Genomic DNA, 1,839 nt, shown 5'->3' on the forward strand with positions numbered 1-1,839 from the left:
AAAAAACGCCCGGAAAAGAACCGAAAGGTACTTTACCGGGCGGCTGTTTTGGTGTATAATTTAATCACAACAAAAAACCAACAACAAGAACAGCGAGGTAATTATACACCAATGAGAGACAGAAATCAAGAGGCAATACAAATAAATTATGAAATAATCGTGGCGGAAGACGATCCGGTTCGCAAGGTGGTAGAAATATGCGAGCAGTTGGACTACACAGAGCTGAACAAGCAGTATCTGAGGGCGTGGAGGAAGGTCAATCCGGTGACGATGTTCATAATTCTGGTGTTTGCCTATATGAACAAAGCGTATTCGTGCCGGGACATAGAGCATCTGTGCCGTGTGGACGTTCGTTTTTTGTGGATACTGAACGGAGAACCGGTGCCGGATCACGCAACGATCGCCCGGTTCCAAAACGAAAAGCTGGCGCCGGTCATTGAGGATCTGTTCTACCAATTCGTGAAGCTGCTGATCGGAATGGGAGAGGTGTCGTACCGGAATGTATTCATAGACGGAACGAAAATCGAGGCGGACGCGAACAAATACACGTTTGTGTGGGCAAAGACGGTAGAGAAGAACCGCCGCAAGCTGCGTGCAAAGATCGAGCAGGAGCTGCCCGAAATAGCTCGAAGGAACGGCATTTCTGAGCGTGCGAACCTGCTTGAAGCGTTGAACGCGCTTTTGTCAACCAGAGATTTGCTGGGGATCGAGTTTGTCCACGGGAGCGGGCACCGTAAGAAACCGCTTCAGCAGGACTGCGAGACGCTGGCATCGTATCTGGAAAAGCTGCAACAGTACGATGACGCTTTATCCATCTGCGGAAAGCGGAAAAGTTATTCCAAAACAGATGTGGACGCCACCTTCATGCGGATGAAGGAGGACGCCATGAAAAACGGGCAGTTGAAGCCGGGATACAATGTGCAGGCTGCGGTAGAAAGCGAATATATTGTCGGTCTCGGCTTGTTCTCCAATCAGGCAGACACGAATACACTGATCCCCCTCATCGAGCGCATTCAGAACAGAAGCGGTCGTCTCATTCAGAATGTGGTTGCCGACGCGGGATACGCAAGCGAAGAAAACTATACATACCTTGAAAAGCACAACCAGACGGCATATATCAAGCCCAATCTGTACGAGAAGAGTAAAACTAAGAAGTACAAAAATGACAAGTTCAGAGTGGAGAATCTGACTTATGAGCCCAAGAATCGCAGATATGTCTGTCCGAACGGAAAACATCTGAAATTCAAGCGTTATACAAAAGAAAAATCCGACAACGGATTTATTTCCACCAAGAGCATCTATGAATGTGAAGGCTGCTCGGGCTGCCCGTATCGCAATCAATGCTACAAAGGCAAGCAGGAGAACAGGATTATCACCGTTTCACGAACCTATATCCGGCAGAACCTGAAGGCGACTAAACTGATTACCTCTGTGCAGGGCAATCTTCTGCGCACGAATCGTTCCATTCAAGTCGAAGGCGTGTGGGGCGTTCTGAAGCAGGACTACGGCTTCCGACGGTTCCTGACCAGAGGCAAACGCAAGACAGAAGCACAGATTTTCCTCCTCGCTTTCGCTTTCAATGTGCAAAAACTGTATAACCGCATTCATGCAAAACGTTTTGGCGTCTCTTTGTTCGCGTTAAAGGAAAAAGGCGCTTCGTAGTACGATGCTTGCTCCTTCATATACAAAACCCAGAGAGTGGTTTTTGACCACCCTCCGGGTTTTTGCGCCTTCTTTGGGCTCACTTTTGCCTCCACTGCATTATGACGACTTCTCGTGTGTTTTTCTTCCTATGACTTGGGGGCTGCCTCATTTGTCTTTGACAATTGAGACAGCCCC

The 1,839-nt window shown here is 48.3% G+C and carries 1 protein-coding gene; it reads left to right on the top strand.

What is annotated here, in order from left to right; genetic code table 11:
- The coding region (locus MJZ26_15030) for an IS1182 family transposase (GenBank protein ID MCQ2107090.1) at positions 1 to 1,662 on the top strand (1,662 nt) is incomplete at its 5' end.
- Positions 1,663 to 1,839: the final 177 nt, after the last annotated feature.

Origin of the sequence: Fibrobacter sp. (assembly GCA_024398965.1) — a bacterium.
In the GTDB taxonomy this organism is placed as follows: domain Bacteria; phylum Fibrobacterota; class Fibrobacteria; order Fibrobacterales; family Fibrobacteraceae; genus Fibrobacter.